This window comes from Halorientalis brevis, assembly GCF_042678165.1.
Lineage (GTDB): Archaea > Halobacteriota > Halobacteria > Halobacteriales > Haloarculaceae > Halorientalis > Halorientalis brevis.
On sequence record NZ_JBHUDJ010000002.1, the window covers coordinates 149,578 to 173,698 of the forward strand.

A 24,121-nucleotide genomic window follows, 5' to 3' on the forward strand; every position below is an offset into this window, starting at 1 on the left:
GGTGACAGACGAAGTCGGACGACGCGCGGGCGGTCTCGCAGCCGCGGACTCGTGCGACAGAGAGAGTCGAACCCGAGGGAGACAGGAAAGTGACCGGTCCCCTCAGCCCGACGGCGAGATCCGTCCCCGAACCGCCCCGTAGCGGGCTGCGAACGAGTCGTCACCGCGGAAACACTCCGTCGCGACCGCGGCCGGATCGACGCTGACGTCGCCCGCCTGGCCGCTGACGACGAACGTCAGCCCGTCGTCGTCCCGCCACCGGCCGCCGACCGTCCGCCGAAGCACCTCGGCGAAGTAGCCGCCCGCCTCGACGACCCGCGCGGCCAGATAGCCCGCGTCGGCCGCGTTCCCGGCAGACAGGTCCACGTCCGGCACGTCCTCGGCCGGATACTCCTCGGCGACGAGCGCGTCGAGGCGCTCCAGTGACTCCGGCGAGAAGTCCAGGTCGTGCCCGGGCCACGTCGCCGCGAACGCCGCCGCGTCCTCGCGGATCTCCGCGGGCGTGAGCCCGTCGTCGCCGTCCGGCGTGCCCTCGGCGAGGTCCAGTTCCGCCGGCGCGTCCGCGTCGGCGTCCTCAGACGGTGACTCGGCCGCCGCGTCGCGAGGCTCCGCGCGCGGAATCGCGTCGTCCATCGACTCGCCCTCCGCAGCCGGCTCCGGCTCCGCTTCGTCGGCAGGCGTTTGCGACGAGCCAACGAGCGAATCGACCAACTTTTCGTCGTCAGTTTCCGCTGGTGCCCCGTCGTCCTGTTCGGACCGGGGAGCGTCCTCGTCGGCCTGCGTCTCGTCGTCCGTCGCCGTGGTGTCGCCGTCCGCCTCGACGCGGTCGTCAACAGGCTGGCCCTCCGTCGCGGACGGACCGGCATCGGGGTCGGTGTCAGGTTCCGTCGGCACCGCGTCGGCGGGTTCCGCTGACTTGCTGTCGGCTGCTGCTGCGTCTGTAGTGGCTGCCTCGTCCGCTGCGTCCATGCCCACGATCTCCGCCGGTGACAGCGATCCCGGACTCTCCGGGCTGTCCGCGGCTGTCTCGTCAACGTCGTTCGCGACAGGTTCGTCAGGGGTCGACGCAGCGTCGGCCCGAGTCGACGTGGGTTCGTCCGGCGCGTCGTCGGTCGACGTTCCGTCCGGAATCTCGTCGAGCGGTTCGTCCGGCGAGGGTTGTGCCGGTGCCCGCGACGGAATCGCCGGCAGTTCCCGGTCAGCCTCTTCGGCCACGGTCGTGGCGTCCGCGGCGAACTGCCCGGGACCGGTGAGAGCAGCCTCGGCGACGTCGAAGATCGGGACGGTGACCGGCGAGTCGTCGGCACCCGGAACGACGATCACGACCGCACCGTCGCGCCGAGTCCACTCGGCGTCGAGTGCCCGGACCAGCACCTCACCGTAGTAACAGCCGAGCTGTTTGACGAGTTCCGTGTACATCTTCGAGTCCATGTCGTCGCCGCCGGCTTCGACGTCGCTGAACTCGCCGTCGTCCCACTCGCTCTCGACGAGCACGTCCAGGCGCGCGAGCGACAGCGCCGAGAAATCGAGCTCGTAAGCGTCCCAGAACGCCGCGAACTCCTCGGCGTCCGGCCGGAAGTCGGCCCGGAGATCGACGTCGGCAGCGTCGTCCGCGTCGCCCTCGTCGTCGTCCGGGTCAGTCACGAGATTCTCGGTGAGGTCGGTGAACACCGGTTCTTCGGCGAAGGAGTGGCTCGCCACCTCGAACACGTCGACGGTCGTCGCGTCGTCACCGACCGCGACCCGGACGGCCCAGTAGTCGTCGGTCTCGACCCACTCCCCGTCGAGTTCGCGGACCAGCACCTCGCCGACGTAGCTGCCGGCCCGGATGGTGAACCCGGTGTGCATGTCCGCGACGCGCTCGCCGCCGTCGTCGCTCTCGTCACGGAGGACGTCGAGGCGAGCGCCCTGCTTGCTCGCGAACGAGTCGAGTCGCTCCAGTGACGCCAGGGAGAAATCCAGGTCGACCGCGTCCCACTCCTGGACGGCGTCGACGGCCTTGTTCCGGAAGTCCATCGGCGTCGGGTCCCGGACGTCCAGTCGCGGTATCTCGTCAGCGCCAGCCGCCGACAACTCGTCGCTCGCGTCCGCCGACGCCTCGTCCCCGAGGAATCCGCGGACCGAATCGAACAGCCCCATACGTTCGCTCTGCACGCGGTGAGAATAGGCGTTGTGGCAGGACGAGCGCTACTGGTCCTCGTCTTTCAGCTCCATGTCCGCGACGATGCCCTTCGGGTCTTTCCCCTTCCGGATGCCGTCGAGCATCAGGAAGGCGTCGTCGGGCGCGAGGAAGTGGCGGGTGACGGCCCGACCCATCGGCGTCGGGTCGAAGCCGTCGATGAACTCGTATTCGAGCAGCTTCGCCACCGCGTGCTTGGTCGGCACCTCGCCGACCATCCGGTCGTTGAGCCGTTTCGCTCCCTTGCCGGCGACGGTGACGTTCGCCAGGGTCTCCGCGACGGCCGACGCCTCGTCGTAGCGGGTGATGACCGGCTCCATCTCGCCTTTGAGGAGTTTGAACGCCACCTCGTCTTCGGTCATCTCCATGCTGTTGTGGTACGAGCAGTCCGGTTCGACCAGCAGGTAGACCGTCCCCTTGTCGTGGTAGTCGGGCCGGCCCGCGCGGCCGAGCATCTGGCTGAACTCTTGGACGGTGAGCCACTCGATCCCCATCGCCAGCGAGTCGAAGATGACCTGCGACGCCGGGAAGTCGACGCCGGCCGCCAGCGCCGCCGTCGTCACGACCGCCGCGAGTTCCTGATCGGCGAAGTCGGATTCGACCCGCTTGCGCCGCTTGTAGTCCAGCCCCGCGTGGTAGGGGGCTGCCGAGTACTCCAGTTGCCGGCTGATCTCGTGACAGCGCCGCCGCGAGTTGGTGAAGATGATCGTCTGCCCGCGATACCCCTTGGAGGATTTCTGGTCGAACGCCCGCCTGACCAGTTTGTTCTCCGTGTCGATCTTCTCCCGACCGTCGGCGAACGTGACGTGGCGTTCGATCGGCACCGGCCGCTCCTCGAACTCGATGAGTTGGGCGCGGAGCTTCTCCGCCAGATTGCTCGCGTTCCCCACGGTCGCCGACAGGTAGATCCACTGCGTGTCGCTATGGGCGTCGCCACCGCTGGAGTTCTGCTCACAGTAGTACTTGAGACGAGAAATCAGGCCGTCCAGTCGGTGGCCGCGCTCGTCCTCGCCGAGCGTGTGCACCTCGTCGATGACCACCGTCCCGATGTCGCCCAGGTCCTTGCCGGTCCGGAGCGCGTGGTCGATACCTTCGTAGGTACCGACGATGATGTCCGCATCAGGGGAAAAGCGGTTGCCGTCGTCGTTGATGCGGCTCGCGCCGACCCGAATCGTCACGTCGGCGATGTCGCCGTAGCGTTCCTCGAAGGACTCGTGTTTCTGGTTGGCCAGCGCCACGAGGGGGACGAGAAACAGCATCTTCCCTTTCCCGTTGAGCACGCGGTCGAGCCCCGCCATCTCGCCGATGAGCGTCTTCCCCGTCGCGGTCGCGCTCACGACGAGCTGGTCTTTGCCGTCGAGGGCACCGTTCTCGACGGCGAGGCTCTGGACCGGGAGCAGTTCGTCGAACCGGCCCTCTAACTTGGACTGCATGCCCGGGTGCATCGACAGGGAGTTGACGGGCACCGGATCGATCTCGTCGACGGTCGCGCTGATCTCGTCGAACTTGGTGAGGTCCGGGTCCAGGCGCCCGGAGAGCAGGTTGGTGATCCGTTCCAGGTCCTGGACGTCCATGAGCAGTTCCTCGAGGCGGTCGCGGGCGCTCGCGCTCATCGACCCGCGCATGGCCAGTTGGCGGTCGAGTTCCTGGCTGGCACAGTCCGGACAGATGTGCTCGTCCTCGGCTTCGATAGCCGTTTCGGAGGTGATCGGCGAGTAGTAGCCGTCGCTGGCGCAGTGACGACAGGTGCGGACGACCTTGGCGTCGAGCTGGTAGCCGTCGAGCATCGCCTGGAGTTCCTCGCGACCCTGCGGCGAGGTCTGCTGGGAGATGCGGATGCGGTTCGCTCGGCGCGCGATGTCGACGAACTCGTCGGGGTTGCGCGGCTCCTCACTGGTTCCCTCCTTGATGCGGAACTTCGCGGGCCGGGGACCGGCGTTGGTCTCTTTCAGTTCCAGAACGGCCTGGAAGAGCCGTTGGTCGTCACGCTCGACGACGGCCCGGTAGTCGTCGCCGACCTCGTGGAGGAACAACGTGTCGACCTGCGCGACCTGCTGTGACACGTCCAGTGGTATGTAATCGTGCTATTTCAAGCGCTCGGAACCGAGGGCGCGTGAGACAACCACACCCACCTACAGTCAGCCGAGGAAGACAGCTCCCCAGAACAGCAGCATGAATGCACAGAACAGAACGAACAGAACCTTCCAGATGGGATGAGGGTCGTCGAGCGCGTCGACGTCCGGTTTGGAAACGTGATCGTTTCCCATAGTGTGGCCTTCTCCCGGAAGGGAATAAACCTAGGTTCACTCCTCTGTCAGATTGATCTCGTCGTCCCCGGTCGGCACAGCACAGATGAACGCGCCCTCCTCGTCGCCCTCGTTGCGGTACCAGTAGACAGTATTGGCGGGAATGAACAGCGAGTCGCCCGCTGAGACGGTGTACTCCTCGTCACCGATACCGACGGTGTACTCGCCGGCCAGGACGTACTGTTCGTGTTCGATCTCGTTGGTGTGTTTCGGCACCTCGCCGCCGGGCGCGAGCGTGAACCGCCGGATCGCCAGTTGGCGGTCGAGTTCCTGGCTGGCACACTTCGGACAGATGTGCTCGTCCTTGGCTTCGATGGCCGTTTCGGAGGTGATCGGCGAGTAGTAGCCGTCGCTGGCGCAGTGGCGACAGGTGCGGACGACCTTGGCGTCGAGCTGGTAGCCGTCGAGCATCGCCTGGAGTTCCTCCCGGCCCTGCGGCGAGGTCTGCTGGGAGATGCGGATGCGGTTCGCTCGGCGCGCGATGTCGACGAACTCGTCCGGGGTTGCGCGGCTCCTCACTGGTTCCCTCCTTGATGCGGAACTTCGCGGGCCGGGGACCGGCGTTGGTCTCTTTCAGTTCCAGAACGGCCTGGAAGAGCCGTTGGTCGTCACGCTCGACGACGGCCCGGTAGTCGTCGCCGACCTCGTGGAGGAACAACGTGTCGACCTGCGCGGCCTGCTGTGACAAGTGCCGCGATAGACGATACGAGTATTTCAGTTCCTCGAAAGCCACGAAGGTCACAGGGAAGGACACTCACCGGAAACTGACACCGCCAGTCAACGTGCAGAAAACACTTATCTCGATGTCAGAAAGGACCGGGCGATGGAACGGTACGTGGCCCCTGCGGTTGTGCTCTGTCTCATCGGACTGGCAGCGCTCGGTGGCGCGTTCGTTCTGTCCCCGGACGCGGGGAAGGTAGAGTACTATCACGCTGTCGAGCGTGTGCCAAACGACTCAGTTCCCAACGACTCGACACCACGCGCGTACGATGAGCTCTCACCGGAGGCACGAGCCGTCTTCCAGGACGCCCTGAATGCGCCGGACAACGAAGCGATCGTAACTGACGCCGAGCAGAAACCGCCGGAGTTCGATTACATTGGCGATCAGGAGAAAGTCTACTCCGTTCGATACAACGGCTCGTACTACGAAATCTGGACCGGAAAGATCGGTGGCGGTCCGCTCGCAGTCATGTGGCTCGCGCTCAAAGGTCTCCTCGGCGTGGTCGGCCTGGTACTCCTCGGAATCGGAAGCGAGTCGCTCCGAGCGCAGCGGCTTCGCCCGCCTGTTGTGACACTCGGTATTCTCCTTGGGTCCGCGATTCTCGTCGCCCTCAACTGGGTCCTCGACAGGATGCTCGGCGTACTCCTGCCGGTCTGGGCGTGGTTCTTCCTCATCGTCCTCGTTGTCGTGGTGCCCATCATACTGACAGAAGGGGTCGACGATCAGTCCTCGTCCAACACCTGAATTTCGTCGTCGCCAGTCGGCACGGCACAGATGAACGCGCCCTCGTCGTCGCCCTCGTTGCGGTACCAGTGAACAGTGTTAGCCGGAATGAACAGCGAGTCGCCGGCCGACACCGTGTACTCCTCCTCCTCGATACCGACGGTGTACTCGCCGGCCAGGACGTACTGTTCGTGTTCGATCTCGTTGGTGTGTTTCGGCACCTCGCCGCCGGGCGCGAGCGTGAACCGCCGGATGGCCAGGTTCGGCGCGCCGTGATCCTCGTTGATGAGCACGCCCTTCCGCATCCCGTCGGCTGCCCCCACGTCCTCATACTCGATGTCTTCCGCGTCCCGAATCAGCGGCGTCGGTTGCTCACTGTTGTCGCTCATACCCGAGAGAGGAAGCGCCCAGACAAAGAGTCTGTGGCGACCCGGAGATGGCCCGCCAAACACGCGTTTAAGGGGACTCCCCACCTAGGGTCGCTTATGCAAAGTTTCCGGATCGGGAAGTTGTTCGGCATCCCGATCAAACTCGACCTGACCTTCCTGCTGGTGCTCCCGCTGTTCGCCTGGATCATCAGCGCACAAGTCGGAGAGTGGGTCGGTATTTTGAACGACGTCTGGGGAGCAGCGATCCCGGCCGACGCGTTCACCGCCCCCGAGACGACGATCGTCCTCGGGATCGTCGCGGCCGTCGGGCTGTTCGTCGGCGTCGTCCTCCACGAACTGGGGCACTCGCTGGTGGCCATGCGCTTTGGCTACCCCATCGACTCCATCACGCTCTGGCTGTTCGGCGGCGTCGCCCAGCTCACCGAGATGCCCGAAGACTGGAAGCAAGAGCTCGCCATCGCCATCGCCGGTCCCATCGTCAGCGTCGGCCTCGGCGTCGGCTCCTACGTCGCGTTCACCCAGACGCCGACCAGCCTGCCGGCCGCCAAGTTCCTGCTGGGCTACCTGGCGCTGATGAACGTCGCGCTCGCGGGCTTCAACCTGCTCCCCGGCTTCCCGATGGACGGCGGCCGCGTCCTCCGCGCGCTGCTCGCTTCCCGGATCCCCTACGCGAAGGCGACCCAGTGGGCCGCCGAGGTGGGGAAGTTCTTCGCCATCCTGCTCGGCCTGTTCGGCCTGTTCGGCGGCGGCGGCCTGTTCATGGTCGCCATCGCCTTCTTCATCTACATCGGCGCCTCGGGCGAGGCCCAGCAGACGGTCATGCGCGCCGCCTTCGAGGGCGTCACCGTCAGCGACATCATGACCCCCGCAACGCAGGTCCAAACCGTCGCCCCCGGGACCAGCGTCGCCGAACTCCTGGAACAGATGTTCCGCGAGCGGCACACCGGCTATCCCGTGGTGCAGGGTGGCGAGATCGTCGGCCTCGTCGCACTCGACGACGCGCTCGAAGTCAAGGAGATCGAACGCGACGCCTACCGCGTCGAGGAGATCATGACGACCGACCTGAAAACGGTCAGTCCTGACGCCGACGTGATGGACGCGCTCACGCAACTGCAACAGAATAGCGTGGGTCGCCTCCTGGTGATGGACGGCGAGGACCTCGTCGGCATCATCACGCGCTCGGACATCATGACCGCCCTCTCGATCATCAAGCAGAGCGGTGCCTACCGCGGCCAGCCCGACGAGGGCGACGAGAGCACGGAACCGTCCGCCAGCCAGCCCGAGAGTCGCTTCTAGTCGAGCGGCTCCTCGCTCGCGTCGATCTGGTCGACGACCCAGTCGGCAGCGGCCGCGACCTCGTCCGGGTCGTCCCCGGTCACCTTCAACCGGTTGTGCCCCGCCGACTGGTCGGGATAACAGCCCACTGAGACATCGAACTGCGCGTCCGCGTCGGTCAACACGTCCACGAGGTTCGCCTCCGGGCGTTCGGTGTAGAGGAACTCCGACACCGCGTCGCCCTCGAACTCGTCGGCGACGGTGTCGAACATCGTCTTCATCTCCTCGGGAATCCCCGGGAAGACGTACGCGTTCTCGACGACACAGCCCGGCGAGAGCCCGCCGCGGTTGAGCAGCGGTCGACTCCCCGCCGGGATGGTCGCCTCGGCCTCGGCGTCGACGTCCAGGTTCGGGTAGCTCTCCGCGATAGCCGACAGCGTCTCCTCGACGTCCGCCAGCGCCAACTCGTCGACGGCCAACTCGCGGTCGAACGCCTCGGCCACGGCGGCCATCGTGATGTCGTCGGGCGTCCCGCCCAGTCCGCCGGTGACGATCACGGCGTCGTACGCGTCGCTGTACGCCCGAACGTTCTCGGCGATCGGTGCGCGCTCGTCGGGGACCACGAGGACGCGCGGGACCGAGACGCCACGCTCTGAGAGTTGGTCTGCAAGCCACGTGGCGTTCGTGTTCACCGTATCGCCGGCCAGCAGTTCGTCACCGACCGTCACGAGTGCGACCTGCATCTGTCGTGTTCTCGGGCGGCACGCAATTAGGGATTGCCCTGTGCGAACGCCGGTTTGCGAACGCCGCCACCACTCACGACGGGACACGGCACCCCGTCAGCGTGTGGCCCGAGCCGGAGTCCCCTGGGCACACGAGCGAGCAGCCGCGGTTTCGGTATCACGCCGACGTCCGCCTTCCGGTGGCAGTCACGGTCCCGGGCGACGCGAGATGTTGCTGGTCCGCGAACGCTTAAGTTAGCGAACATGGAGGTGGAAAATAACCAGCTAACGTCCTGCAGGGGGGACAGGAATGGGACGAGAGCACGCACGGACACGCGAGAGCGACGGCACAGCACTGCTCCCGGCCAGTGTCGACGACGTCTTGCCCGTCGACGATGAGCCACAGAGACCGACCGATCCGGAACCGATCGAGGACCGCCCGTATCTCGAGGTACGGCCGAGCGAACGGCCACTCGATCCCCCGACCGTCAGGCGGGCGATGGAGCACCTGTACACGACGCTGCGTGAGGCAAGCGAGACGGGATTGCTCGACGGACTTACGGACGGCGGCGATGGGCCGGTGGTCGAGTGGCTGCTCGTGAGTGATGGCCGGCCGGACCCAACGATCCGCTATCTCGTCGGGACGGACACGCCCGACCTCATGTCGGCCCTCGAAACCGTCCTGCGGACGTGTTTCCCCGACACGTACGAACTGACCCCCGTGGAGTGGCACCCCCGGCGCTGCCACGAGCACCTGCCGCTCCCCACCCCCGGTGACACGCACCCGCACCCGGCGATCACGCCGACCGAGCCGTACGCCGCGGGCGTCGAGTTCCGCGGCCACGCCGAGTATCGCCAGGACTGGCAGACGCCGCTCCGGCGAGTCGACGCGGACGGGGGCACGATCCAGGACAGGGCTGCACGTGACGGGCAGCGGAGGACGTCTGCAGGCGGGAAAGCACCCCTGGCCAGGCTGGTCGAGACGATCTGCACCGCCGAGGTGCCCGTGCTCTATCAGGTGGTCTGTCGCCCCTACGACGACTGGTCGGTCGACGCCGACGCGTACATCGAGGGGCTTCGCGAGGGGTTGGTCACGGTGGGTGACCAGTTCTGGGAGGAGGTCTCCCCCCGGGACAAAGAGGAGCGCCGCGAGTACGAACCCTCGGTGACCACCCAGGCACGGATCGACGGGATCCGCCAGCGTGACCCGAGCCGGACGTTCTGTGTCTCCGCACGCGCGGTTGCACTCACCCGGGACCGGCCGGGTCACGCCGACGACGTGGCCCGGCGCCTGGCCTCTGCCGTCGGCCATCTCGGCACGAAAACGCACGACCTGCGGGGTCACGTCCGGACCGATGACGAACCACACGCCCTGAACGAGCAGCCGCCCGGCCACCAGCTCTTCGACGATCTCTGTGCCCAGCGGTTGCACCCACCGACGTACGAAACGTGGTGGACCTACCTCCCCGTGACGCGCAACGTCAGCCGGGGGATCGTCGTCGGTGCCGACGAACTCGTGGAGCTCTGTCTGGTCGACGGCGACGGACTGACACCGCACGGCGAGCGGGCGATCGGGACGCGGCCGGCCGACCGGACCGGCCTCACGTTGCCGCCGCCCGCACAACTGGCCCAGTACCGCGCCCCGGGGATGGCGCTGTGCATGCCGCTGACCCATGACCGCCAGCCGTACGGCCGGCCGCTGTTCCTGCGCCCGGACGTCCAGGATCACCACCTCGTCGTCACCGGGAGCACCGGCGCGGGGAAGACCGCCCTCGTCCAGACCGGACTGCTGTCGAACGTCACGGCGACCGACGGGCTCGACGTCCTGTTCGCCACCAAGGGCGGGACGACAGCCGGGGAGTACCTCCGGGCTCACTACGCGACGTTCGGTTCGCTGGAGGACGTCCACTACGTCGACCTGACCGAGGGCGTGCCGGCGCTGTCGTTTTTCGACATCCAGGGCCTGCTCGACGCGGGCATCAAGTACCCAGAGGCGCGGTCGCGGGTCGCCGGCCAGTACGTCGAGATCGTCGCCGGACTGATGCCCAAGGACACCTACGAGCGGGGACCCGAGGCCCGCAAGGCCCTCCGCGCCCACGTCGAGGCGCTGTTCGACTCGCTCCACGGCGAGAAGGCGTACTCCCACGAGGCGCTCGAGGCCGCGCTACGACAGACGCTCGCCGAGCGCTCGCCGCCGATCACCGACGACCGCTTGCACCGGTACTTCGGGAACCAGCTCGCGAAGGACCGCAACCAGTTCAAGAACGTGATGTCTGGCGCCCTCAACCGCGCCGAGGAGATCACCACCAACAGCCGGCTCGCCCCGGCGTTCGAGCACGTCCCCGGCCCCGATGACCCGGCGCTGGACTTCGGTGAGCTGCTCGACGAGGACGCAGTCCTCATCTTCGACTACGGGGGCATGGAGGACCGCGTGAAGGATCCGCTCACGCTGCTCATCCTCTCGCAGCTGTGGGCGGCCCTGAAGAGCCGCAACGAGCGGACGCCGGACGACGCCGACCTGCCGCTGGTGAACCTCTATCTCGAGGAGGCCAAGGCGATCGTCGACACGCTCCTCTCGGAGGGGCGGTCGTTCGGCCTCTCGCTGACGCTCGATCTGCAGTTCGTGAGCCAGCTCAAATCCCCCGACGATAACGACACCTACACCGAGATCCTGAACGAGACCGGGACGTTCGTCGCGGGCAACGTCGGCAACGACCCTGGCCTGGCCCGGGTGCTGTCCTCGGCGGACCTCGACGTCGACGACGTCGCCGAGCGGCTGCGCCGGCAGGCACCTGGCGAGTGGCTGGTCCGCCCGGGTGCGGACTACGACGACGAGGTGCCCCAGCCGTTCCTCGCGGAGTCCCTGCCGTTGCCGGCCGGCCACCCTGCGGGGTCGGACCCACTCACCGGGGCCGACGAGCGGGCCTTCCAGCAGGCGCTGGCCCGCGTTCGCGAGCGCACCCACGAGCAGTACGTCCTGGCCCACGAGACGCCCGCCCACCTCGCGGACGACGAGGACGACGATGCGTCGACCGACGACGCGGACGGCGACCCCGACGTGAGCGACGAGAACGTCGAGTCAGCCACCCTGGACACGCGGGTCGATTCGCTGCTCCCGCACACCAAGCGCCTGCCCGACTGTGTCAGCTACGACGAGTCGGCCCACGCCCTGCTGTGTGTGGCCTGTGAGAACCGCTACGACCCGACGAGCGACGGGATGCGCCGGGCCATCGAGTGCTGTCACGCGCTGGCCGACGTCGACCCGGACGATGTCCCGGTGTGTGAGCTGACGCTCAAGCTCTCGCCGGAAGAGATCACCGCGTCGGAGTGGTCGGTCACGCAGCTCCTGTTCGTCCAGGCCGTCTACAACGCCCAGCAGGGCCGGTTCGACCGCCTGGAGTACGACCTCGTCTGGGACTCGATGATCCGGCTGCGCGAGTACGTCGGCATCGAGCAAGACGCCGTCCGGGAACTCCTCGACGCCGGCGTCATCCGAGAGGACGGCGACAAACCCCACAAGCTGTACTCGGTGGCACCCGACCACCGGGACGTCATCGGCGAGAGCTACCGCCGGGGCGTCAACTACGGCCACGGCGTGGGCGACCTCGAAGAGTCCGCCCAGCACGTCCACATGGTCGAGGTCCTCGACCGCTACATCCGCCAGACGTTCCGGGACGACCCCGACTCGCCGGTCGTCCAGGTCCAACCCTATTACGAACTCGCCGAGGGCGTCTCCGCGGCGGCGTTCATGGGCGGGGACGACGCGGCCGAGGGCGGGGAGTCCGGGCGGCGCCGGCTGGACGTCGCCGGGCTCGACGCCGACGGGAACGTCGTCGTCACCGGCGAGGCCGAACGATTGAACCACGACAGTCACGAGGCGATCCCGGCCGACTACGACAAGATGGCCGCCTGCGAGCCCGAGGCCGCGATCTGGGTCACGCTCAACCGGGACGCCGCCCACGACGTGCTGGCGGCGCTGAACGACCCGCCCGACGACGAGCCGCGCGTGACGAAGGAGTACAGCCGGAACACCGCGCCCCGGGAGTTCAAGCTGGACGCCGACGGCGCGACGGACATCCTCACGGTGCGCCATCTCAGCGGGAAACTGGCGAAAGCCGACTGGCGAGCGTGACGGGGCGGTCGCGTGGGAACGATTGCACCCTTCCGGTCGGCGCAGGTGATCCCCACTGGCTGTCCGGCTCTCGCGACCCTAGGGCGCTACGTTCCCCGGTCGGTAGCACCGAGGGACGGCGTCATCGACCAGGGTTATTACCCGCTCCGATTGTCAGGGCTGATAATATTCGGTGCTTAGCACCACCGGGACAGGGGCAAGAGTCGATTACACGGTACAGATCGGTGTGAGCAGCACCCATTCCGGCGGTGTTCGCCACCCACCCGCCACAGGGCCGACTGGTGCGCCAAGGACGTATCAGTACAATATGTAATATCCGGTGTGCTTCGAGCGGGATAAAACGTGTCAGGCCTTCATACTATCAGTGCGAGAAGCCAGGCTATGGAGCAGTCTGAGTCGGTAACGGAGTCAGCCGAACGGTTGTCGCCAACCGAGAAAGTCGTGACAGAGATCGCCCGACAGGAAGACGTCTCGCCGCTGGACCTGCCCCCGCTCCACGACGTCGTGGATCCTGCTGGGCTCGACCAGTTGTTCACCCCGACCGGCGATGCCGCGCGGATGCGTGGCACGGTGTCCTTTCAGTACAGCGGCTATGACGTGACCGTCCACGCGGATGGCTACGTCGAGGCCGCCCCGTGTGAGTGACGAGACACTGCACTCAGTCGGATTCGCACGACGGACCGTGGCATCGGGCCACCAGCGTGCACGCGTTGCGGCCGCACGTCGGTCGACTCCCGCTTGGCCGGGACGTGTCGTCCTTTCTTCCCGACCTGTTTGATGAGAACCTATATTCGTGAGTTCGTTGACCAGCCGCCCGATGGAACTCGAAGAGCGGCTTCGTCGCGAGTTGCACGGCGAGCTAGTCGGCCGGATGGGACGGCAGGTTCTGTGTGACTATCCCCATTCCGGCGCCACCCCGATCGACCCGGAGACGCGGATCTGTTACGAGGCCATCCGCGTCGGCGATCTCACGGTCTCCCCGCCGCTGACGCCGCCGCCGGACGGGTGGGTGCTCGACGCGGCCCGTTGTCCCGGCCACGCAGTGGAGTCGCTGCAGTCCCCGACGGACGGGTACGACGAGGCGCTCCTGTCGCTGGAACTGACGCCCGTTGCCGAGGAGGGGTACGCTGTGGACGGACCGTCGATCGAGCTGGTGGAGTACTCGCCCGCCGACGAGGGACAGGATCCACCTCGGCTGCCGCTGTCAGTGATCCAGACGCAGGGCCACGACAACGATTGGGGGATTTTTCGGCTCGCCCGGCAGCTCCCGCTGCGCGAGGTGTACCAAGAGGCCGGGTTGACGTGGGTGGTGAACGAGCTTGATCGGCGGTGTGAGAGTAGGGGTGCGGGGGAGTAGGGTGGGTGATTGGGGACGTGAGTCTGGGATCTCCGACGACAACGGAGTCGAGAAGCAGAGGCAGAGTATTACAACATCTCCATCACTCTCACGAGTTTAGGCTCTGCACAGCAGACCCATACTCGTCCAATAGCCGGAATAACGATTTCCTCGTCAGTTCGAATTGTCGCTGATCGAGAGACAGGTCGACGGCCGCCTCGGATGCGATGGGTTCCAGTTCGTCCGTCACACTACCACCTCCTCAGTGTCCGTCCACTCTCGGCGGCAGGCAAATGCGTCAATGCCGGCTTTCGGCAGCGTGGCTCGTTAGTCCGCATGTCGCGCCGACCATTCTCGACGAGGTCCAGGTCACCGAGATCGTCGAGATTCGGGTACAGGCGGCCGGGGGTGACGTGCTCGTCGTAGGGAAGATAGCGGCTATGTGCGGTATTCTCGGCAGTACATTTCCACCCGGTGTAAGAAGCTCGTTGAGCACGGGCTTCTCGATCATCTCGGAAATGGCGACTATGTCATCACAGAACGGGGAGAGGGGTACTTGGACGGGGAGATCGACACCACAGAGGGCACGCCCGACGATGTCGAGTCTCCCTTCGAGACAAACGGCGGTCCCAGTGCTGGTACGGAAGAGTCGTTGTAGCCCCCACCCCCCTATGACACGTCGAAAGTCCGCCCCTTGGATGGAACAGGTGGATGAGAAAATCCTCGAATACATGCGAAGTGAAGGCTGGGCGTCGCCCTCCGTACTTGCCCGGGAACGGAGTATCGTTGCTTCTGAAGGCAGGATTCGAGATCGATGCGACCGATTAGTATACGCCGAGTTAGCCGCCCCGCTGTCAGCCTCAGTATACGATATTACGATGGACGGCCTTCTGTACATCCGTGGGGAGTTGGACGCACGTCACAAGCCGACGCGGTTGGTTCTCGACGACGATCGGTTCCCCGCACCGCCCCAGTGGACCAATCTCTAATACAAGAAAGGGCATATTGCATGGCCCATTAGACAAACATAGCAAGTTGCAGGACTACGACCGCAGATGTGTCAAGAATCTTCCCCTGATTTCATCCATTAACTCATTTCCGTCTTTAAAATTCTTGATGCTTGAAATCGTTGAATAGCTCATAACATCACCAGCACCTATACGAACATCGTATAATGAGTCTCGGAAATATATTGTTAGTTTTATCCCTTTTATTATCCAACCATTGTCAATGTGTTCTTGAACGTTTTCGCTTTCCCACAGGTTTGATCCAGAAAAGTCAATTTCTTCTGTGTCTTCCTGGGGATCGGGGTGATAGAGTGAGACAGAATTCACCTCGACCAATGAGGGACCCTCCTCCTCCTCAAGATCATCTGAGAAAGAGTCTAGGAATGAATTCATCCGTTCATGAGCGTTATCAGGTTGTAAAACTAGATTGGCAGAAACTGAGATTTCGAGGTTCGTTTGGCTTCCGAATACAGATTTCGCCTTTTGAACGTCTATAACGCGAGTACTTTCAATAATGAGTAGCTGATCTTCAGGTCGAATTCTAAATTCAATGGCCCCCTCAGTAACAAAATCGTTCACCCCTCCGGTAAAAGTTACTTGAGTGTCAATATCTACATACACATATCTTCCTTTGATCAAATCATCTGTTACAGAGAATTGGAATCCTTCTCTATTTTTTCCTTCTGCCTCTGGCTGATACTGAACCCGTTCCAATTCATGAGAGAGATCGTCAACGGTTAGTTCTGGGGGAGACAGGATGTCAAAATATGTCTCTGATATGTCATCAGGCCCCTCAACAAAATGCTTTGTCAGAATGATAAACTCTTTTGCCTTTGTATCGGTCCATTCAATACTAGAGTACTCATCGAATACTTCAGTCCAAGAATTAAAAGATATCTCTTCACCGAACTGGTTCTCATAAATTCGTTCCATCGTAAGTAGATGGTTATTAGGCCGGATGTAATCCTGGATGACCTTTCGAACCTGATCTACAGGATCTGAACCAGCGACATCATTCATTGGTCAATGTTTTTCATCCAATGTTATAATAACCTGCGGCAATGAGTCAGATTTGATAGAAACCGTGTATAGCTGTATTGTAGGTGTCGGAGCCAGCAATAAAATTTTCGAGATGTTTGGCTGGAATTGGAGTGTGCCATACATAGGGCTTTTACAACATATCACATTTCATTTAATACTATTTGTATTCTTGCTTGGTATTCAACATAGCATTGCAAGATACTTTTTCGACATCTCTGTTTTCAGTGTCCCCTGGGCCTTTTGTGATTTAATAGGGCTAACGAGGGGGTCCTATCAGTTTTTAAAGGTTACCACAACGTTCGTCCTTTATTTAGTTATCATCTGGGTGTTAGTAATAATGGGCACAGAGCCCGTAATAATCGGTTCATTTCTGGGCGCGTTGCCACCTCTCTTATTCGAGTTAAACAAAGAGTGGTCAAATCCCTATGTAGTTTTAGAAGATTTGAGATTAGTAAAATATCCAGAACAGTGGTGGGTATTCGGTGGTGGTCGAGACGATAAAACAGCTACCAACAGTGTTGGAGTACACGCTGTAGTCAAAAACGAGGGAAGAGGGACAGCAGAAAACTGTACTGTTCATGTGAAGAGTGACTTAGTAGGAGATCAGAGATATCATACACGATGGGCGGATAAAAACAAGATTTCAAAGAATCTTTCACCTGGTGAAAGACAAAAGGTAGATCTTCTTTGGGTAGATCTCCGAGATGAATCGGTCAGCACTGCAATTCCTGAAATTGGGGATGATGAAGAACATTACCCACCAGGAGAGTACAATAAACAAATCCGTCCAGAGCTGTCTAGTAGCCGTCACTGCTTGAAATCAGTGGTAAGTGCTAGTAATATGGCGAAACAGGAATTCAACATTCGTCTTGGAGAAGAAGATCGGCTATCAATTCCTGAGGATATTATAGAAAGAGCTACTGACTGGGATGTGATCAAATCGCTAAAGAATAATCCCAATGAAGATTATGTGATTTTATATAACGAGATGGGACACAGAATACTAGAAGTTCCAAGCGGCATCGATATTTCATATTTAAACCGTATTGAAGGGTTTAGTGAGGAAGACTTAGATAAGCAACCAACAGAGACGTATTCTGATGCGCTTGAACGTGTATACTATGAAATTCGGGAAGTATGATCAATTAAGCGATGTGCTCCAGATACCGGCTCCGTACCTCATTTATTAATTCATTCCCCTTGTCGTAATTATTCACATCCTCAATTTTTGAATACCCCATCACCTCAGTACCAGCCATTTTTAATGTGAACAGGCTATCATCGTAGTGAACAGCAGCTTCGATGTTCTTGATTATCCAATTCCGGTCAAGATGGTCCCTGATTTCTGGATGTTCCCGAACATTTGAACCATTAAAATCGATATTTTTTAGAGATACTTCTTCTTCATCTTCCTCGTCATCACGCATATTAGGAGGGTTATGCAATTTCACGCCATCAACACTTAGCAGGGTAGGCCCCTCTTCTTCCACTTCTTCAGCAAATGAATCTATGAATGAGTTTACTCGATCAACGGCATCGTCTGGCATCGCGGTCAGATTTCTGCAAACGACAATGTTGAAATTTGTCCTGTTAAAGTACGATTTTGCCTTCTGTACTTCAACAACTCGTGTCGTTTCCAGGATTAGGAGATTTTGTGACGGATCTATCCTAAATTCGATTGCACCTTCACTAACATAGTCATTGACGCCGCCAGAAAATGATACCTGAGTTTCGACATCTGTATAGATATATCGTCCATCCACTTCTCCATCGACAATACGATATTCAAACCCCTCTCTGTCACTTCCTTCTGCATCTGGGTCATAGGCAATATCCGATAGCTCTTCTTCTACCGTCTGTAGATCGATATTCTCGGGGTCAATGATTTTGAAGTATGTCTCAGGAAGATCGCCAGGCCCCTCAACAATTTGTTTACACTGTCGGACGAAATCTCTGGCCTCATGTTCTGACCAATTACGGTTATGATAATCCTCGTAAGCGTCCGACCATGACGTGAATTCTACTTCTTCTCCAAAGTATGACCGATGGATTCTTTCCATCGTCAGTAAATGCCCATTCTCTCTAACAAATTCTTCAATAACTCGGATGACCCTGTCAACAGGGTCCATATTACTCGGCATCCTTGCTACCCAATCATATGCCACTTAGAAAAAAATTTGGCATGACACGTGTAGAAAGCCCCTACTGAAGCTCTGCTAGAGACATATAGGTTAGCAATAAGTTATGGGTGGAAACTTTCGACAGTGATTTAAGATTTCGGTTCCTTGGAGGGGCGAAACATATTGGAGCCCCGCTAGAAAAAATGAACTCTATCAATACATCTATCGCAGATGTTAGAAAATACCCTAGCCAGAGGTCATCTGGGGCAGATGCTAAGCTACATCTGCATAATACCACCGATAGAGTTCTTGAAAGGGGCGAAGTCAATATATCCGTTGAATCTCCAGAGGGTGTCAATACCGATATCGGTATGTCCATTCAAAAGGAAAATGATACTTGGGAGCTAGTTGAACCTCTCCGCCCTGATCGGGACTTAATACTCCCAGTTTTTATCAGACTTGAACCGTGGAAAAAGGAACTCCAAGGCAGTATTATGATTCAAGTTGATGTCCATGGTGAGTGTGTTAAAAAGGCCACATTCCAGGTTCTTAGATGACTAATCCGAACTTTTTGTTACGTAATTAAGAACCTCTTCTCGGAAAAACTCAGCAAAATCTTCAACCTCAAAGTCACTGGGCTGATGCAGGTTGAGATATCCACTTTCAGTTAGAGCTATTTTTGCAACATGCTCATCTTCATAGGGATATTCAACACCCAGTTGGTTTAGATCTGAGACTTCAAGCACACGCTCAAATTCAGAATCTCCCATTACTCCTTCCCCATAAACTACGCCATTACTAGCTTTATTGTCTGTACCATAGAATCCAGCCTGCCATACATTAGCGTCTTTGTGGTCTTCATAGAAGGAACGCAAGTTAAGATTTCCACGGTCAATTAGTGTTCCTGTCTGACGGCCAATAAGATCGAAAGTAAATGATCCAGATCCACTTTTAATCAATACAACATGTGGAGGGAAAGCCAAGAACTCAGTCTGTTCAACAATTATCTCTTTTTCTTTTGTCGTCCCGATTTTTCCACCCTGAATGAGTCCAGATTCTTTATTTATTACCTTCTCAATGGCAGCTCTTCCTGAGATCGCCCGAGTGCCATCAGACAAATCAATAGAATTCTCAACATCGATACAACGCTTTAATTCTTGTTCATCATGGGTTGTCGAGTATTGCTCAGATTCAAGTGAAGAAAAGTCACCATCAATAATCCCAATGACACCTGATTTCATGATGATATAACCATCAGACGATTCTAACTTAAATGCTAGCAATGAAACCTTTTGGTCAATGACTATATCATCTCAAAGTGATCGTACTTCCGTTCTGTCGTTAAAATTGTAGCATGTCGTAAACGATTTCGCACATCATAGAGACTATTTTCGTCCTCATCCCGGAGCATCCGCCACGCAACACTGTGGCGAAGCGTGTGGGCGCTCACATCGGTTGCACTCCCTCGACCGGCGTAGGCGTAGGGATTCAACGCCTGCACGGTCAGCCAACCGCTTTACGACGTCATTGATTCCTTTCCCAGTCATCCGGTCGGACTTCCGCGAGGGGAACAACGCTGGACTGTCACCAGATCGTGCGGCGAGGTACGCTCGGAGCGTCCGTACGGACCGTAGGTCACCGCTTGGGTCCAGCTCGAACGTCGCCACGGTCGGGCTGTTGTCATTCGGGTAGTCTTTCTGAATCTCGGTATGTCCACCGTCGGGGTGTCGGGGCACCCGCCGTCGACCTCAGTGTCGTGTTGCTGTTCACGAGGAGGTAAACATGCCGGAACCACTCAAGCGCAGTCGCTCGGTTCTTATCAGCCGATTCGTAGTTTCCACCGCAGTAATCGGGGCGGTCTCCTCCCGGGATACAATACTCGCCGATAGGCCAGTCTGAAGCGATCGCCTGCGGCGGCGTCTGTCTCGTGGGGGCTGGCGCTGCAGCCGGGAGTAGGAGCCCTCATATCACCCTGTCGATGGATTAGATAAGTAGTCCGTTATATCAGTCGACACCAAAGTTCTAGTTCTAAAATTCACACTTGGCCAACAACATCCATAGCCCAGACAACCAGTTAAAATATGGAAATACGCCACATTTGAGTAGACACATCGGATTTAGTTCATGCGTCGTGGTGGCAGTAGTTTTCGGTCAGAAGATACTGGATGGTATCAACGCTTGGCAACCTCAGATGGTCGGAATATCCATAAGGAATTGGGGATAGAGATTAATAATGTCAAATGTTGGGCTGATATGTGAAGCGGAGGTACCAGAAGGTTCGACTATCGAAATCGAAGTCTGCGAGGATATTGATTCAGACGGGACAGTCGAACAGAGAGACTCTATTTTGATTGAGACGGGAGAATTTCTCTATATTTTGGACGGGTTAACTGGAAAGCGTGACAGTCGGTACAGCACCGACATTAATTTTGAGCGGGATTCAGTCGACGTTTCGCCCTCAGTGTCATCACTCAGCTTACTCACTCCTGGTTACTCAGAAAATTCTCAGATGGATCTGCGGGCTATCATGGACAAGCATGGACAAATGAACTACTTCCTCCACCAGTTGAAGAATGGAGATAAGAGCGCATTTCGATACAATTTATCAGGGTTTCTTGCCGGTGCGATATCAATCGAAGAGATACTCGAGAGCAAATCTGATTTCGGTATAGAGAGTTGGGCAGAAGAGAGCTGGATTGTTGATTTGAACGCCTATATGAGAGACAACCGGAATAATGCAATGCACCTGGGAAAACCGGTGGATTCTGGATACCGACCAGGGACAGGCCATTCTCAATCAATTAATTTTGGTTCAGAGGAGGAACAGACCAATCCCTCACAAAGGCATCTGTTCTTAGACGTTCCGGGGTCCATTATAGAGGCGATCGGGGAGGACCTTGATGATCTCACGTTGGCCGATTCGTGCTCTGCATATGCTGACTCTCCGATTGCAAAGTCGCTTCCTGTTGTCCCTTTATGTCAATTGTACTTTGAGATATTTCAAGAACGAAGGATCGATTGGTTACGATCCAAAGATGATGTTGACGTACACATAGTGGACCGCGGGAAGGGAGAAAATTAACTCAGTGAGATTTACCGTTCTATGTCAAATCCTACTTTGTTCTACTGACAGACAACGCAGTAGCTGAATATCTGGGCTAATGCGTTCTGGGTATAATCGAGAGTACTCGATAGCAACCAGTTCTTTGACCGGATGATGTAATCCACCGCGCGTATCGGTCACAGGCTTGGCTCCAGTACCTGTGCTGCCTGCCGTTATTTTTCCTTTCTTACCGGATAGTATTCGTCGTTGTTCAGCGGGGCAGGAATAGCCTCGTGGTCGACAGTGATGGCCATGCCCTCACGGCGGGCGAGTGCAAGCATGGCCGTTGCATCAAGAGCGACGGCTTTCTGAACGGCGTCGGCATCGCGGGCGTTGGCGACGTGAGTCTGGTGGAAATCGAGGAGCCCCTCTATACCGGCCAAGATATCCGATTTGGAATCGTTGAGAAGTCCTTGAATGAATTGGATATAGGCGCTATAGCGTGCTCTGTCCCAGTCGCTTCCGTGCTCAACGACATACTGTTCGAGCGTATCGAGGTGCTGTTCGTCGGAGTCGTTATCGAGGATAGCCGAACTCAACGACCGCGCGAGATCGATTCGGTGAGCGAACTCACGCTTATCGAGTTCATCTACGAACGGTTCTGTAGTCCGGGCATATACCGTGTCGGCGATGTCTTCGACGTTCTGGCGGGCCAGCAGCACGGCGAATATCCCATTGATGTAGTCGCTCCATGGCCCCGGTGATGCTGGGCTTCGTGGTTCCTCCTCGTACTTCGACTCCCATTTGCTGTTTGCATAAATTGGCCATTCTTCGACTAGCGCCCGAAACCAGTCGCTGGCTCCATCGACATCATCAAGCGCAAGCAGGCCCACAGCGACCGTTTGTGCCCGAGTGGGTCGGGTGACGACCGCGGCGTCGATTCCGTCTTTGCCGTCAAGCAACCGTTCGCGTTCTGACTCCACCAGTTCGGATAGTTCGTTGCTTGACATCCTCCCTGATATACCACGGAAGACAGTGAAACAAAAGTGTACGCCATGCTGACTTCAGCCTCTATATCGGTCACGCTAAAAAGATCACTACGACAAGACAGGACGGATTAAAGCACGAACCTCATTCTCTTACTCCATTATTACGCCAGACAACTACGGTGACTCATTAGTAGAAACCAGAGTACCCGAGTTAGTGAAAGAGCCACAAACAATCCGGGGCCACTACTCCACCACGCCGGATTGCAAGGTTCGTCACAGGCGTTGTGACGCAGAGGACAACCACCAAGAGCATCCCAGTGTTACGACCACGCTCACTGCACCTGAAACGAGAGGAGTCCCGCATAGTCCTGCAGCTAGGCACACCAACGCGTCTGCGGCCAGCGGGAGCGTCTGACTGCATCCACCCTCAGCGGACCGTCATCGCGACGGTCCTACGCCGAGCTCATCACGGACTCAGCCGGTCACCTCCGTCACAACGGGCGTGACGCCACCCGTCCGTGTTTTCCCGCCCGTTGCCTCCAGCAAATCCAACCCGAGATACTGGCTGTCCAGCAGGCCCTCCGCGGTGTCCATGTCCATCGTCAGCAGTTCCTTCGGCTCCTGTTTCCGGCCGACCTGCCGGCGTTTCACCCGGACGTCGTCACCACCTAACTCCACCAACTGGTCCCACACGCGATGGATCGTCTGCCGGTGGGGCTGCTTCCCGAGGTGCGCCGTGAGGGCTGTTTCGAGGTGGTCCCGAGTGAAGAAGATGCCACTCCCATCGGTGCGTCGCTGGGCAAACTCCGGCCAGCGTTTCGCCACACAGATCGCCCGGTAGGTGTTCGCGCGATTGGACTGCTCGACGAACAGCTCCTTGACCTTGGACTGCTGGCAGTTTGCGAAGAAATCCAGCGGCGACGAGGAGGGGTCGACGCCCTGGGGGAGTTGTTCGGCGTCTTCTTGCTGGTCCGTGTCGGCGGCGACCTGCTCGGCCTTGGCGCTGGCACTCCGGGCGATGTCCCGGGTCTTCTCGCTGTCGTCCTCGAGGTCGTCGACGCGATCCTCTAGAGCGTTGATCCGGCTGACCTGGTCGGTGATCGTCTGCTGTTGCTTCTCGATGATCTCTTGTTGGTCTTCGACGGTCTCGCGGAGTTGCTGGCACTCGGCGAGCAGCCGCTTGGTGAGGGAAGACTGGTCGCCAGCGGGTGCGTCGGTCCCGTCAAGACCGGGGCTGTCTCGGGGACTGTCGGCAGAAGAAGGAGCTGTCATGCTACCTCCGAGCCGGCGAGCCTGATGCCCCTACACGCACGAGGAATGGGGAGGAGTGATGGAACACATCTAACCAACAGGCCCAGATCACTGGGGGAAATGTTGGTTAATGGGTTCCAGCGATGGTCGAGAGATGATTCTAACTGACGGTGAGAGGTTTCAAGCCCCTCGGTGTCGAAGGCTGACATGGCTTCTGCTCGTTGGAAGCCTCATCGCGCCGACCTGCCAGTACAGGTCGGTGACGATTTCACCGAGTATCGTAGGCGCGATAGAGGCGTGTCCTAGAATACTTTCCGCACAGCACTTATTACTTGCCACGCGGAAACTGGATTCCGCCCGGAGCTTGTTATCAACCGGGGAACAGTTAGGGGATGGGAATAGATGTTCCCTCAAATGGGATCGCCAGGTCGGAAACCAACGGTCACCGACGTTGATATTCTACGAGAGTTTGTTTTAACTCCAGATCCCGTTCTACATCCGACAGAGCTTACTGATCCCCTTGACCTGTCACGCCAAGGCGTCCACAACCGCCTGCAAGACCTAGCTGAAAAGGGGGACCTTGCCTCGAAGAAGGTCGCGGGAACTCGCATCTTTTGGATAACTGAGTCTGGCCGCGAACGCGTAGCAACTCATCGAGAGTCGGAGTAGTCCTCCGTCAGCCACCACCCGACCCAGTTTCCTCTCTTTTTCCGATCTACTCGCCCTTCTTCCTGGAGGCTCTTTAGACGGTTTGAGAGACCGGTACGAGTTACTGGAAGTTCGTCTGCAACCTCGCCAGCGGTGAAGAACGGCCCCTCAGTTTTGGCAGCTGCTTCTATTATCCGGCTGTCCGATACCTTCTGATTTCCATGCGCGGAGTCCATGAC

21 protein-coding genes and 1 pseudogene are annotated in these 24,121 nt (G+C 59.2%); 9 read left to right on the plus strand and 13 right to left on the minus strand.

All coding sequences use genetic code 11. The features are described 5' to 3' along the window. Nucleotides 1-102: 102 nt before the first annotated feature. The 4 genes from ACFR9U_RS04495 to ACFR9U_RS04510 all read right to left on the minus strand — a co-directional run bounded on the left by ACFR9U_RS04495 (nt 103) and on the right by ACFR9U_RS04510 (nt 4,800). On the minus strand, nt 103-2,139 hold the full coding sequence (locus ACFR9U_RS04495; protein ID WP_247376305.1) for a hypothetical protein: 2,037 nt from the start codon (nt 2,137-2,139) through the stop codon (nt 103-105). 48 nt (nt 2,140-2,187) lie between these two features. Then, nucleotides 2,188-4,242 carry a DEAD/DEAH box helicase gene (locus tag ACFR9U_RS04500; protein ID WP_247376302.1) on the minus strand — a complete coding sequence of 685 codons (2,055 nt, stop codon included), beginning with the start codon at nt 4,240-4,242 and terminating at the stop codon, nt 2,188-2,190. 75 nt (nt 4,243-4,317) lie between these two features. Beyond that, a complete protein-coding gene (locus tag ACFR9U_RS04505; protein WP_282594174.1) occupies nt 4,318-4,446 on the minus strand; it encodes a hypothetical protein in 129 nt (42 codons plus the stop codon). 36 nt (nt 4,447-4,482) lie between these two features. Continuing rightward, nucleotides 4,483-4,800: a cupin domain-containing protein gene (locus ACFR9U_RS04510; RefSeq protein ID WP_379814037.1), complete on the minus strand. Its 318-nt coding sequence runs from the start codon at nt 4,798-4,800 to the stop codon at nt 4,483-4,485. A gap of 166 nt (nt 4,801-4,966) precedes the next feature. Between ACFR9U_RS04510 and ACFR9U_RS04515 the strand changes: the two genes are divergently transcribed. Together ACFR9U_RS04515 and ACFR9U_RS04520 are read left to right on the plus strand one after the other, a co-directional pair. Then, nucleotides 4,967-5,170 carry a hypothetical protein gene (locus ACFR9U_RS04515; RefSeq protein ID WP_379813854.1) on the plus strand — a complete coding sequence of 68 codons (204 nt, stop codon included), beginning with the start codon at nt 4,967-4,969 and terminating at the stop codon, nt 5,168-5,170. A gap of 138 nt (nt 5,171-5,308) precedes the next feature. Next, complete coding sequence (locus ACFR9U_RS04520) at nt 5,309-5,950, plus strand: DUF7979 domain-containing protein (protein ID WP_247376300.1); 642 nt, start codon at nt 5,309-5,311, stop codon at nt 5,948-5,950. Here ACFR9U_RS04520 and ACFR9U_RS04525 read toward each other — a convergent pair. Then, nucleotides 5,929-6,318 carry a cupin domain-containing protein gene (locus ACFR9U_RS04525; protein ID WP_247376298.1) on the minus strand — a complete coding sequence of 130 codons (390 nt, stop codon included), beginning with the start codon at nt 6,316-6,318 and terminating at the stop codon, nt 5,929-5,931. The genes ACFR9U_RS04520 and ACFR9U_RS04525 overlap by 22 nt on opposite strands. A gap of 96 nt (nt 6,319-6,414) precedes the next feature. Here ACFR9U_RS04525 and ACFR9U_RS04530 point away from each other — a divergent pair, with 96 nt between their 5' ends. After that, the gene (locus ACFR9U_RS04530) at nt 6,415-7,614 is read left to right on the plus strand and encodes a CBS domain-containing protein (RefSeq protein ID WP_247376295.1); all 1,200 of its coding nucleotides are present in this window, start codon (nt 6,415-6,417) and stop codon (nt 7,612-7,614) included. Here the strand turns inward: ACFR9U_RS04530 and ACFR9U_RS04535 are convergent. Beyond that, nucleotides 7,611-8,336 carry a competence/damage-inducible protein A gene (locus ACFR9U_RS04535; RefSeq protein ID WP_247376292.1) on the minus strand — a complete coding sequence of 242 codons (726 nt, stop codon included), beginning with the start codon at nt 8,334-8,336 and terminating at the stop codon, nt 7,611-7,613. The genes ACFR9U_RS04530 and ACFR9U_RS04535 overlap by 4 nt on opposite strands. A gap of 289 nt (nt 8,337-8,625) precedes the next feature. Here ACFR9U_RS04535 and ACFR9U_RS04540 point away from each other — a divergent pair, with 289 nt between their 5' ends. From ACFR9U_RS04540 to ACFR9U_RS04550, 3 genes are all read left to right on the plus strand, one after another. Further along, nucleotides 8,626-12,447 carry a hypothetical protein gene (locus ACFR9U_RS04540; RefSeq protein WP_247376291.1) on the plus strand — a complete coding sequence of 1,274 codons (3,822 nt, stop codon included), beginning with the start codon at nt 8,626-8,628 and terminating at the stop codon, nt 12,445-12,447. 381 nt (nt 12,448-12,828) lie between these two features. Beyond that, a complete protein-coding gene (locus ACFR9U_RS04545; RefSeq protein WP_247376288.1) occupies nt 12,829-13,092 on the plus strand; it encodes a HalOD1 output domain-containing protein in 264 nt (87 codons plus the stop codon). Between the two features lie 172 nt (nt 13,093-13,264). Beyond that, nucleotides 13,265-13,804, plus strand: coding sequence for a hypothetical protein (locus tag ACFR9U_RS04550; protein WP_247376286.1), 540 nt, complete (start codon nt 13,265-13,267; stop codon nt 13,802-13,804). A 1,022-nt stretch (nt 13,805-14,826) separates the two neighbouring features. Here the strand turns inward: ACFR9U_RS04550 and ACFR9U_RS04555 are convergent. Next, complete coding sequence (locus ACFR9U_RS04555; protein WP_247376283.1) at nt 14,827-15,810, minus strand: hypothetical protein; 984 nt, start codon at nt 15,808-15,810, stop codon at nt 14,827-14,829. Between the two features lie 133 nt (nt 15,811-15,943). Here ACFR9U_RS04555 and ACFR9U_RS04560 point away from each other — a divergent pair, with 133 nt between their 5' ends. Beyond that, nucleotides 15,944-16,972: a hypothetical protein gene (locus tag ACFR9U_RS04560; RefSeq protein WP_247376280.1), complete on the plus strand. Its 1,029-nt coding sequence runs from the start codon at nt 15,944-15,946 to the stop codon at nt 16,970-16,972. A 4-nt stretch (nt 16,973-16,976) separates the two neighbouring features. On the opposite strand, the gene ACFR9U_RS04565 is transcribed toward ACFR9U_RS04560, so the two are convergent. After that, nucleotides 16,977-17,960, minus strand: a complete 984-nt coding sequence (locus ACFR9U_RS04565; protein ID WP_247376277.1) for a hypothetical protein — start codon at nt 17,958-17,960, stop codon at nt 16,977-16,979. 194 nt (nt 17,961-18,154) lie between these two features. Here ACFR9U_RS04565 and ACFR9U_RS04570 point away from each other — a divergent pair, with 194 nt between their 5' ends. Then, nucleotides 18,155-18,508, plus strand: coding sequence for a hypothetical protein (locus tag ACFR9U_RS04570; protein WP_379813859.1), 354 nt, complete (start codon nt 18,155-18,157; stop codon nt 18,506-18,508). On the opposite strand, the gene ACFR9U_RS04575 is transcribed toward ACFR9U_RS04570, so the two are convergent. Together ACFR9U_RS04575 and ACFR9U_RS04580 are read right to left on the minus strand one after the other, a co-directional pair. Continuing rightward, the gene (locus tag ACFR9U_RS04575; RefSeq protein WP_247376272.1) at nt 18,509-19,192 is read right to left on the minus strand and encodes a hypothetical protein; all 684 of its coding nucleotides are present in this window, start codon (nt 19,190-19,192) and stop codon (nt 18,509-18,511) included. It lies immediately after the preceding gene. Between the two features lie 62 nt (nt 19,193-19,254). Continuing rightward, nucleotides 19,255-19,660 (minus strand): annotated as a pseudogene (locus tag ACFR9U_RS04580) (tyrosine-type recombinase/integrase); the annotation flags it as partial. A 524-nt stretch (nt 19,661-20,184) separates the two neighbouring features. Here ACFR9U_RS04580 and ACFR9U_RS04585 point away from each other — a divergent pair. Next, on the plus strand, nt 20,185-21,033 hold the full coding sequence (locus ACFR9U_RS04585) for a hypothetical protein (RefSeq protein ID WP_247376268.1): 849 nt from the start codon (nt 20,185-20,187) through the stop codon (nt 21,031-21,033). A gap of 194 nt (nt 21,034-21,227) precedes the next feature. On the opposite strand, the gene ACFR9U_RS04590 is transcribed toward ACFR9U_RS04585, so the two are convergent. The 3 genes from ACFR9U_RS04590 to ACFR9U_RS04600 form a co-directional block, all read right to left on the minus strand. Then, nucleotides 21,228-22,004: an Imm49 family immunity protein gene (locus ACFR9U_RS04590; RefSeq protein ID WP_247376266.1), complete on the minus strand. Its 777-nt coding sequence runs from the start codon at nt 22,002-22,004 to the stop codon at nt 21,228-21,230. Nucleotides 22,005-22,457: 453 nt separating this feature from the next. Continuing rightward, the gene (locus tag ACFR9U_RS04595) at nt 22,458-23,255 is read right to left on the minus strand and encodes a hypothetical protein (RefSeq protein WP_247376263.1); all 798 of its coding nucleotides are present in this window, start codon (nt 23,253-23,255) and stop codon (nt 22,458-22,460) included. A gap of 629 nt (nt 23,256-23,884) precedes the next feature. After that, nucleotides 23,885-24,118, minus strand: coding sequence for a helix-turn-helix domain-containing protein (locus ACFR9U_RS04600; protein WP_379813862.1), 234 nt, complete (start codon nt 24,116-24,118; stop codon nt 23,885-23,887). Nucleotides 24,119-24,121: the final 3 nt, after the last annotated feature.

Coding starts and splice junctions, on each gene's coding strand:
- ACFR9U_RS04495 (WP_247376305.1), bottom strand. CDS start 2,139: ATGGGGCTGTTCGATTCGGTCCGCGGATTCCTCGGGGACGAGGCGTCG.
- ACFR9U_RS04505 (WP_282594174.1), bottom strand. CDS start 4,446: ATGGGAAACGATCACGTTTCCAAACCGGACGTCGACGCGCTCGACGAC.
- ACFR9U_RS04515 (WP_379813854.1), top strand. CDS start 4,967: ATGTCGACGAACTCGTCCGGGGTTGCGCGGCTCCTCACTGGTTCCCTC.
- ACFR9U_RS04520 (WP_247376300.1), top strand. CDS start 5,309: ATGGAACGGTACGTGGCCCCTGCGGTTGTGCTCTGTCTCATCGGACTG.
- ACFR9U_RS04525 (WP_247376298.1), bottom strand. CDS start 6,318: ATGAGCGACAACAGTGAGCAACCGACGCCGCTGATTCGGGACGCGGAA.
- ACFR9U_RS04530 (WP_247376295.1), top strand. CDS start 6,415: ATGCAAAGTTTCCGGATCGGGAAGTTGTTCGGCATCCCGATCAAACTC.
- ACFR9U_RS04535 (WP_247376292.1), bottom strand. CDS start 8,336: ATGCAGGTCGCACTCGTGACGGTCGGTGACGAACTGCTGGCCGGCGAT.
- ACFR9U_RS04540 (WP_247376291.1), top strand. CDS start 8,626: ATGGGACGAGAGCACGCACGGACACGCGAGAGCGACGGCACAGCACTG.
- ACFR9U_RS04545 (WP_247376288.1), top strand. CDS start 12,829: ATGGAGCAGTCTGAGTCGGTAACGGAGTCAGCCGAACGGTTGTCGCCA.
- ACFR9U_RS04550 (WP_247376286.1), top strand. CDS start 13,265: ATGGAACTCGAAGAGCGGCTTCGTCGCGAGTTGCACGGCGAGCTAGTC.
- ACFR9U_RS04555 (WP_247376283.1), bottom strand. CDS start 15,810: ATGAATGATGTCGCTGGTTCAGATCCTGTAGATCAGGTTCGAAAGGTC.
- ACFR9U_RS04565 (WP_247376277.1), bottom strand. CDS start 17,960: ATGGACCCTGTTGACAGGGTCATCCGAGTTATTGAAGAATTTGTTAGA.
- ACFR9U_RS04570 (WP_379813859.1), top strand. CDS start 18,155: ATGAACTCTATCAATACATCTATCGCAGATGTTAGAAAATACCCTAGC.
- ACFR9U_RS04575 (WP_247376272.1), bottom strand. CDS start 19,192: ATGAAATCAGGTGTCATTGGGATTATTGATGGTGACTTTTCTTCACTT.
- ACFR9U_RS04585 (WP_247376268.1), top strand. CDS start 20,185: ATGTCAAATGTTGGGCTGATATGTGAAGCGGAGGTACCAGAAGGTTCG.
- ACFR9U_RS04590 (WP_247376266.1), bottom strand. CDS start 22,004: ATGTCAAGCAACGAACTATCCGAACTGGTGGAGTCAGAACGCGAACGG.
- ACFR9U_RS04595 (WP_247376263.1), bottom strand. CDS start 23,255: ATGACAGCTCCTTCTTCTGCCGACAGTCCCCGAGACAGCCCCGGTCTT.
- ACFR9U_RS04600 (WP_379813862.1), bottom strand. CDS start 24,118: ATGGACTCCGCGCATGGAAATCAGAAGGTATCGGACAGCCGGATAATA.